Origin of the sequence: Paenibacillus vortex V453 (assembly GCF_000193415.1) — a bacterium.
Taxonomy (GTDB): domain Bacteria; phylum Bacillota; class Bacilli; order Paenibacillales; family Paenibacillaceae; genus Paenibacillus_AQ; species Paenibacillus_AQ glucanolyticus.
On sequence record NZ_ADHJ01000043.1, the window covers coordinates 121,196 to 129,965 of the forward strand.

General features: G+C 50.4%; 9 protein-coding genes. 7 read left to right on the forward strand and 2 right to left on the reverse strand.

The window, feature by feature from the left end; all coding sequences use genetic code 11:
* The first annotated feature begins 27 nt into the window (after window positions 1-27).
* On the forward strand, window positions 28-1,251 hold the full coding sequence (gene mtnK, locus PVOR_RS23805) for an S-methyl-5-thioribose kinase (protein WP_006212082.1): 1,224 nt from the start codon (window positions 28-30) through the stop codon (window positions 1,249-1,251).
* Complete coding sequence (gene mtnA, locus PVOR_RS23810) at window positions 1,248-2,327, forward strand: S-methyl-5-thioribose-1-phosphate isomerase (RefSeq protein WP_006212083.1); 1,080 nt, start codon at window positions 1,248-1,250, stop codon at window positions 2,325-2,327. The genes mtnK and mtnA overlap by 4 nt, the downstream gene beginning before the upstream one ends.
* A 165-nt stretch (window positions 2,328-2,492) precedes the next feature.
* On the opposite strand, the gene PVOR_RS23815 is transcribed toward mtnA, so the two are convergent.
* Entirely contained in the window at window positions 2,493-2,795 is a 303-nt protein-coding gene (locus tag PVOR_RS23815) for a YunC family protein (protein WP_006212084.1), read from the reverse strand.
* Window positions 2,796-3,027: 232 nt separating this feature from the next.
* On the opposite strand from PVOR_RS23815, the gene PVOR_RS23820 reads away from it, so the two are divergent.
* Window positions 3,028-3,576 (forward strand): hypothetical protein, encoded by a 549-nt coding sequence (locus PVOR_RS23820; protein ID WP_006212085.1) that lies wholly within the window; start codon window positions 3,028-3,030, stop codon window positions 3,574-3,576.
* 86 nt (window positions 3,577-3,662) lie between these two features.
* On the opposite strand, the gene PVOR_RS23825 is transcribed toward PVOR_RS23820, so the two are convergent.
* Complete coding sequence (locus tag PVOR_RS23825) at window positions 3,663-4,043, reverse strand: DUF423 domain-containing protein (RefSeq protein ID WP_006212086.1); 381 nt, start codon at window positions 4,041-4,043, stop codon at window positions 3,663-3,665.
* 212 nt (window positions 4,044-4,255) lie between these two features.
* On the opposite strand from PVOR_RS23825, the gene PVOR_RS23830 reads away from it, so the two are divergent.
* The 4 genes from PVOR_RS23830 (at window position 4,256) to PVOR_RS23840 (ending at window position 8,658) form a co-directional block, all read left to right on the forward strand.
* Entirely contained in the window at window positions 4,256-4,678 is a 423-nt protein-coding gene (locus PVOR_RS23830) for a hypothetical protein (protein WP_006212087.1), read from the forward strand.
* Between the two features lie 167 nt (window positions 4,679-4,845).
* On the forward strand, window positions 4,846-6,006 hold the full coding sequence (gene yhbH, locus PVOR_RS23835; RefSeq protein ID WP_006212088.1) for a sporulation protein YhbH: 1,161 nt from the start codon (window positions 4,846-4,848) through the stop codon (window positions 6,004-6,006).
* Between the two features lie 338 nt (window positions 6,007-6,344).
* Entirely contained in the window at window positions 6,345-6,482 is a 138-nt protein-coding gene (locus PVOR_RS31125; RefSeq protein ID WP_006212090.1) for a hypothetical protein, read from the forward strand.
* Window positions 6,466-8,658 carry an acyltransferase family protein gene (locus PVOR_RS23840; RefSeq protein WP_006212091.1) on the forward strand — a complete coding sequence of 731 codons (2,193 nt, stop codon included), beginning with the start codon at window positions 6,466-6,468 and terminating at the stop codon, window positions 8,656-8,658. Before PVOR_RS31125 ends, PVOR_RS23840 begins: the two co-directional genes overlap by 17 nt.
* Window positions 8,659-8,770 lie beyond the last annotated feature (112 nt).

The window sequence follows — 8,770 nt, forward strand, 5'->3', positions numbered from 1 at the left end:
TTCTATTCTATTTGGGGGTGACCATCCATGTCTGCATACCATCCGCTGAACGCGGAAGAAGCTATACAGTTAGCAAAAAGTATACCGGGCCGTTTCCCGGACCATGCCGAACTCGAATGCCGCGAAATCGGCGACGGCAATCTGAATCTGGTGTTTCATGTCACCGCCAAAAATACGGCTGATAGTATCATTATCAAGCAAGCCGTTCCTTATGCAAAAGTTGTAGGTGAATCCTGGCCGCTGTCGCTCGACCGTGCCCGTATTGAACGTGTGGCGCTGGAGACGCAGTACTCCCTCTGCCCGAACCTCGTACCGAAAGTATACGGCTATTCGGATGAGCTCGCCTACACCGTGATGGAGGACTTGAGCGAGTATACCATCATGCGCAAAGGCCTTATTGAGGGCATCGCCTATCCGAAGTTTGCCGAGCACATTGGCGAATTCATGGCCAGAACGCTGTTCTATACATCGGATCTCGGGATGAACCAACAGGAGAAGAAAGTACTTGCCGGCCGTTTTGTGAATCCGGATTTATGCAAAATCACCGAAGATCTGATCTTCGAAGATCCATACCGCGAATCCTCCAATAATAACTATCCGGACCATATTGCCGATGAGGCGGAGGCGCTTCGTACGGATCTGCCTCTCCACTTCGAAGTGGCTCTGCTTCGCGAGAAGTTCCTGACTCACGCCCAAGCCCTGCTGCACGGGGATCTGCACACAGGCAGCATCTTCGTCACGCCGGAATCAACCAAGGTGATTGACCCGGAATTTGCATATTTCGGGCCGATGGGCTTTGATATCGGCGCCGTGATTGGCAACCTGCTGCTCAACTATGCCGCTCAGCCGGGCTGGAGCCAGGACGAGTACACGCAAGCGACCCGGGAGGCAAGGCTCCTCGAAATGGCAAGCGACGTGTGGAATCACTTCGAGAGCAACTTCCGCATGCTGTGGAATGATGACCTGTTGGATGAAATGTCTCGTACGCCTGGATATCAGGACTACTACGTATCGCAGATATTGAAGGACACCGCAGGATTTGCCGGCTGCAAGATGATCCGGCGCATTGTTGGGCTGTCCCACGTTGCGGATATCGATACCATTGCCGACGATACCGCCAGAGAAGCGGCGCAGCGCAAAGCACTGGCGATCGGCAAGAATCTTGTTCGCCATCACCGCAGCATCAAATCCTTCGAGGATATCCTGACTTTGATTCAACAAGCAACTAAAGGAAATGAGGTATCGATATGAGCGGTATAACTACCGGCAACTCCAGCACCTATGAGCCGCTAAGCTCCGTATACTGGGGCGGGGACCATCTGGTCCTGCTTGATCAGAGATTGCTTCCGGAAGAAATTGTGTATCTCAAGCTTTCAACACCGGAGGAGGTGTGGGAAGGCATTCATTCCATGAAGGTCCGCGGCGCACCGGCCATTGGAATCGCGGCAGCATTCGGCGCCGTGCTGGGAGGCATCCTGTACGAAGCTGACGACAGCGAGGGATGGCTTCAGCAAGTTGTAAAGACCTGCGCTTATCTCGCCACTTCTAGACCGACGGCTGTCAATCTGTTCTGGGCACTGGACCGTATGAAACTGGCTGCAGAGAAACTCGCAGCAGATAAGCTTGATACAGCCGCGCTAAATGCAGCATTGCTCGCTGAGGCTGAGGCCATTCGTTCCGAGGATGAAGAGGTATGCCGCCGGATCGGGGAAAATGCACTGCCTTTCTTCAAGGATGGCATGGGCGTCCTTACCCACTGCAATGCGGGCGGATTGGCAACTGCCAAATACGGCACAGCCTTGGCACCGATGTATCTGGCTCATGAGCAAGGCTTGAACATCAAGGTGTTCGCCGATGAGACAAGACCTGTACTGCAAGGCGCCCGACTAACCGCTTTTGAGCTTCAGCAGGCCGGTATCGACGTTACGCTGCTGGCAGACAATATGGCCGCCATGGTTATGTCCAAAGGCTGGATCCAGGCAGTCATCGTCGGTACAGACCGTGTAGCCGCAAATGGCGATGTCGCCAACAAAATCGGAACGTATGGGGTAGCCGTTCTGGCGAAAGCCCACGGCATTCCTTTTTACGTGGCTTGTCCGCTGTCTACGATTGATCTGAACACGAAGACAGGCGCCGATATTCCGATTGAGGAGCGTCCTGCCGAGGAAATCACAGAAGGTTTTGGCAAACGCACGGCTCCGCAAGGCGTAAAAGTATATAACCCGGCCTTCGACATCACACCGAATGAATATGTCACAGCAATTATTACCGAAAAAGGCGTCGTACAGGCTCCTTATCACGAGAGCTTGAAAAGTTTGTTTGAATAGTCCTGTCGCTGCATATGCAAGTCACTTCAACTAAAACGGACAACCGGTTGAAAAACCCGATTGTCCGTTTTTTTCTTGTCAAAGCTGCTTCAATGCAGCTTACTAACTATTTCATATAAAAAAGAGCGATCCGCTTGGACCACTCCTCAGCCCCAGAAACAGGCCCTATAACATCCGAAGAATCGCGTCCTTGCCAGCCAAGCCTGGATGGATACCCCATTTCTCCGCTTCCAAGGTTACGGATTCGAGCGGTGCTTCCAGCAGCTGCTCGAGTGTGCGTACCCCAACGGCTCTTGCGGCAATGATCTTGCGGTCCGCAAGCTGTTCGTTCAGAAGACCAACATCCAGCGCACCACACATAATATAGCCGCGGGAAGTATATACGGCCAGCAGCGTAGTTTTGGGCAGCTTAACCTCAACCCCCATAACGGTATGTCCTTCAATTTCGATTGGCAGTAAAGTCACCAATATAAATAAACCTCCCCTCACATCGGCTTAGAATTATGTTTATTCTCCATGAACCGACATGGTGCGAATGTCTCTGATATCTGGGCCTTCTCCTGCATACAAGTGGTACGAATGTCTCTAGATCAATAGAACAATCATGAAATACGCATGACATTAGGACTATGAAAATCTGAAAATTATGGTATATTTGATTCAGTAGAAACAATGTGAAAGCTGGTGAATAATAAAAGCTATGAACACAATTCCTGTCACCGATGATAACGGCTTTTTATTCAACGTTGATATTCTGGTCAAGAGTCCCTCCAACGCACTGGCTTTGCAATATTTGCTGGAAATGCTGAACGACAAGGCTGAAGTCGTCGATTTCCGGGTTAAATCCGGGATGGAGCTTGGAGAGATTATCAACACTTTGGTTCAAGCCAAGAAAAAATCCGTTATCAGCAAAGCCTCTCAGAAGATGGCTTCTGCAACTTCTCAGAATAAGGAAAAGCCCGCTCCGCCCCCTGCGACATCCTTGCCGGAAAAAAAGAAGGTCGCTGCCAGCGTGCCTTCTGTTCAAACTCCACTCACCGGAAACGATCCCTTTGAATGGATTAAAGTATATAGTAAGGAGAATCGCCTTGTTCGCTTGACAACCAACCGCCACGGCAAGCAGACAAGTCTTCCCTGCCGGATTCTCAACTATGATGAAAGCAATTTTCTGGTCAACGTCTATCATGTCGATGAGAAACAGGTTTATACCTTCAAGCTTAATGAAATAGACGAATTCAGTGTCAGTTAACAGGGTATACATTTAACCGGATTCCACTAAAAAACGGCTTCGCCGCCCCTGCAACAAGGGATCGGCGAAGCCGTTTTTCAGGAGAATCAGGCGTTTCTTCGAGACAGCGCCGAGGACATCAGCATCAGCCAGCCCACGATGAAGGATACGCCGCCAATCGGCGTGATGGCCCCAAGCCACTTTATACCTGATATACTTAACACATAGAGACTGCCGGAGAAGATGATGGTGCCTGCAATGAATAAAGCTCCCGCCCAGAACAGCTTGCGGGATTCGCCCAGTACCTTTGCCAGAATACCTGTAATCAGGACCGCAAGTCCATGCATCATATGATATTGGACTCCCGTCTCATAAATGGCAAGCTCGTCTGCCGTAATCATGCCTTCTAACATATGGGCACCGAAAGCACCGATGGCCACAGACAGCGCCATCAGGATCGAGCCCCATGCGATGAATGTTCGACTCAAGCCGTTTCAACCCCTTTTGTCAACGGACACACCGTGTCCTTATGTAATCATGTTAAGTTTAACGGATTCGCCACAGCTTTTCCACCTGCATGAAAGCGCTCTGGACTTGATTTCAGGGCCATTTTGTGAAAGATTAATAAGGATGTCTTTTTTTATGAATAACCCGCATGGACTATTAAAGAATGTATCCCAAGTTAGGAGCGATTAAGTACATGGATCAGCAAACACCTTCCTCCCCATCCGAGGACCAAGCTTCACCCCAGAAACCTAAAACCACATTTATCCCCCCTGAGGACAGAAAGCACTCCCGATTCGGCATAGCATCCTTCATACTGTCTATCGTTACGCTGCTCGGTTATATTTTGCTCGGTGCACTCGGCACAACGATGATTGAGCCTTATATGACGGAAAATGGCCCGATCCTGGAGCCGACGCAGGAAACGATGGAAGCGATGACGACGCTTGCCGCTGTGTTCATCCTTGTGATGATCGTAAATATCGTCGGGCTGGTGCTCGGCGTTGTAGGCTGCTTCTCCAAAACGCGCAAGCGTGCGGTTGCCGTCATTGCAACCATCGTCAACAGCGTGGTTATCGTCACCATCGGCGCCCTGTTCCTATTTGTACTAAACGGCTAAGCATTATCATGGTGGGACACTTGCCTGATCATTTTCAGGTGAAGTGTCCTTTTTCACGGCAAACACGGATTCACACTCACATATCGCTCTTTCTCCCGAATATAATGAAATACTACAGCCAAAACGACGGCAACAGTGTCAAGGCTACACTTGGGAGGTGACTGTCCGTGCAAAATGAAGATGCCCTTTCGTTTGTCGTATCCCGTGAAGACTGGTCGCTGCACCGCAAAGGCTATCAGGATCAGGTACGTCATCAGCATAAAATTCGCGAAGTGATCAAGCGCAACCTGCCTGACCTTATTACCGAAGAAAACATTATCCTCTCCGACGGGAAACAGATCATTAAGGTTCCGATCCGAAGCCTTGACGAATACCGTTTCATCTATAACTATCAGAAGCAAAAGCATGTCGGCCAAGGCGATGGCGACAGCCAGGTTGGAGACGTACTCGGTCGAGACCCTTCGTCGGCCCAGCCCGGAAAGGGAGAATCCGCGGGCGATCAGGCAGGCCAGGACATCGTGGAGACCGAGGTCAGTCTGGAGGAATTGGAGAACATGCTGTTTGAGGAGCTGGAACTTCCGCTGCTTCAGCCCAAGGATAAAGAGCAGATCGAGACGCAGTCCATCGTGTTCAACGACATCCGCAAAAAAGGCATCATGTCCAACATTGACAAGAAACGCACCATTCTGGAGAATTTGCGACGCAATGCCAGAGACGGCAATCCCGGCATCCACGGCATCAGCCCGGACGATCTTCGTTACAAGACCTGGGACGATACCGTCATTCCGGAATCGAGCGCAGTCATTATTGCGATGATGGATACTTCAGGGTCCATGGGCTCTTTTGAAAAATACTGCGCACGCAGCTTTTTCTTCTGGATGACCCGTTTCCTTCGCAAACAGTACGAAAAGGTTGAAATTGTGTTTATCGCCCACCATACCGAAGCGAAGGAAGTAACCGAGGAGGAATTCTTCACACGCGGTGAAAGCGGCGGAACCATATGTTCATCCGCTTATCAGAAAGCGCTGGATATTATCAATCACCGTTATCCCCCTTCCCAATACAACATTTATCCATTCCATTTCTCGGACGGCGATAATCTCACTTCCGACAATGAACGTTGCGTCAAACTCATCGGCGAGCTGCTGAAGGTAAGCAATATGTTCGGTTACGGCGAGGTCAATCAATACAATCGCAGCAGCACGCTGATGTCGGCCTATAAGAATATCAAGCTGGACCAATTCATGTACCATGTGATCAAAGACAAAGGGGAAGTGTACGACGCACTGAAAACCTTTTTTCGCAAACGTGAAGGAGCCGCTATATAATCCGTACGCAAAAAAGAATGAAGGAAGATGTGAGCTGATTCATCATCTTGACGTTAGGGGAGGCAGGGACCTCCTCTTTCTTATGGTCTGAAGCGATACGGCTAACAGGCTGTTATCGAAGAGTGCACATACCAAGCACAATAGCTTGTAATTTCAAATGAAAAATCTGTCTTATTATTGACATCACAATGTAGCCGTAGGTTCATTTTTTTGTCACCTTCTGTTTTTCTGGGGATGCTAGTATTTAACTATGACATCAAGTTGCAGGGTATTACAGGTTTCGATACAGGTCTCCTTAATATGAAATATCCTCCTATAAAGGAAAGGGAAGGTTTACCATGTTCCAAATGACACATCGACTATTCAGCACCCAGACGTTTGAGAATATGTCCTACATATTATCGCAGCGGCTGTTGCAGGGCGGCATCAGTGCAGATCCTTCGAAAGGAGTGATCTCCAGTGCCGATATCGGATAAACCACATTCGCGTTACATGCCTGGTCTGGATGGGCTAAGAGCCCTCGCCTTGATCGGGGTTATGGGATACCACTGGAATTTTGGTTTTGCAGGCGGTGGTTTTCTCGGGGTCAGCTTATTCTTTGTACTATCCGGTTATCTCATAACCGATATTCTGGCATCCCAATGGCATCATCAACGGCGGATCGACCTGAAGGATTTCTGGATACGAAGGTTCCGGCGCCTTCTGCCGGCCATGCTGCTCATGCTGTTCATCCTGGTCGTATGGGTTACACTGTTCGACCGATCCCGGCTGCTCACTCTTCGGGGCGAAGTACTGGGAGCCGTTACGTACATAAGCAACTGGCAGTTTATTTATCAGCAGCAATCCTATTTCGAATCATTTGGCCCGCCGTCTCCACTAGGGCATTTCTGGTCGCTGGCCGTGGAAGAGCAGTTCTACTTGCTGTGGCCGCTCATCATGCTGGCGGGACTCAAGCTGTTCCCCCGCAGAGGACAGCTGTTCAGCTTTATCGCCGCCGGAGCAGCAGCCTCGGCTCTGGTCATGGCGCTCATCTACCAGCCGGGAGAAGATCCCAGCCGAGTCTACTATGGAACGGATACCCGGGCGTTCGGTCTGCTGATCGGAGCAGGGCTGGCCATCGTATGGCCCAGCTGGAAGTTATCCCTTCAAGTATCCACTGCCGTCCGGCGCAGACTTAACCTGACAGGTGCTGCAGCATTGCTCATCATCCTCTTCATGATGTGGCAGGTGGACCGGTACGATCCGTTCCTGTATCGCGGAGGCATGTTCCTCTTCTCTATGGCTGCTGCCGTACTCGTTGCGGTACTCGCCCATCCCGCGGCATCAATCAGTCGCTTGTTAAGCTGGAAACCGCTGTTATGGGTAGGCGTACGTTCCTATGGCATCTATTTGTGGCATTACCCTGTGATGATACTCACCTCGCCTGCTTCCGGTTCAGGAGATCTGAGCCTGCCACAGGTTGTATTGCAGATTACGGCAAGTGTCATACTGGCAGCACTATCCTGGAAGTATGTAGAAGAGCCGATACGACACGGCGGTTTGAAGAAGTTATGGCTTAAGGTCCGTTCCGTTCGCCGCCGTCCGGCTTCGATATCGTTAAGAGGCTGGATCGTGTCGCTAAGCTCGCTTATCTTAATTGGTATTTTCTGTACCGGCATGATGAGCAGCGTATCCGATGCAAGAACAGTTGGCGATATCGCCGCAATGCTGAACATCGAGAACCCGGTTCTGGAAGAACCCGAGCCGTCTCAAACAGAGGAGCCCTTCCCAGACGTTCCTCCGCAAGGACAGCAGCGAAATCCGGTAGGAACGAGTGGAAACATTACTCCGCCTGCGGACGTGTCTTCGATGCAGCCTGAAGCGACGAGGGAGCCAAGCTCCGGGGATGACACGAAGAAGGATTCCCTCCCGGATACAGAAGCCGTTCCAGGGAATAACGATTCAATCGTGAATGAAGATTCGGGCAATGCACTTCCAGCCGGAGATGGCACCGTGAGCCATCAGACAAACAAAGTGGATGGGAGCTCAGAGACAACGGATTCCGGCAACAATGATAAGACTGGTAAGGAAATAAAGTCTGAAAATCCTCCTCAACCCAAGGATTCTTCAGGCGGTTCTGCTGATGGCAAGGACCCTAACCATACCAAGTCGGTGAATAAGGATCCGCAAGCTCGGCCATCGTCTAAATCCACAATCACGGCCATCGGAGATTCGGTCATGCTCGGTGTCTCCCCTTATCTGGAGAAATCACTGCCCGGCATTCATATCGATGCGGTGATTGGACGCCAAATGCGCCAGGCTGAAGATCTTGTCCCAGCATTGAAAGCTCAAAACCGTATCGATGGCGGCATCATCATTATCGGACTGGGTACCAACGGAGCTTTCTCGAAAAAAGACCTCGATTCGCTTCTGCGCCCGCTGGATTCCGCTAAGCAAATTGTACTTGTCAATACACGGGTTCCTCGTGATTGGGAACAGAACGTAAACGACATGCTGGCAAAAGCGGCTGCCGAGAACCCGAAGGTTACACTCGTGGATTGGTACTCGGCGAGCAAAGATCATCCTGAATATTTCCGATCCGACAGCGTTCACCTGGAACCGGAAGGTGCCGCTGCCTACACCTCGATGCTGCTTCAATCTATCAAGAAATAAGCATTATCCGATTCTTGCCATATTCCATTCTTACTAATGTCGACCTGCTCTCATAATTTTATGAGACAGGTCGACTTTTTACTTATATGAGCATTTTGCATTAATCTGAGTC

Excerpts from the sequence above, each read along its gene's own strand:
- mtnK (WP_006212082.1), top strand. The coding sequence starts at position 28 with ATGTCTGCATACCATCCGCTGAACGCGGAAGAAGCTATACAGTTAGCA.
- mtnA (WP_006212083.1), top strand. The coding sequence starts at position 1,248 with ATGAGCGGTATAACTACCGGCAACTCCAGCACCTATGAGCCGCTAAGC.
- PVOR_RS23820 (WP_006212085.1), top strand. The coding sequence starts at position 3,028 with ATGAACACAATTCCTGTCACCGATGATAACGGCTTTTTATTCAACGTT.
- PVOR_RS23830 (WP_006212087.1), top strand. The coding sequence starts at position 4,256 with ATGGATCAGCAAACACCTTCCTCCCCATCCGAGGACCAAGCTTCACCC.
- PVOR_RS31125 (WP_006212090.1), top strand. The coding sequence starts at position 6,345 with ATGTTCCAAATGACACATCGACTATTCAGCACCCAGACGTTTGAGAAT.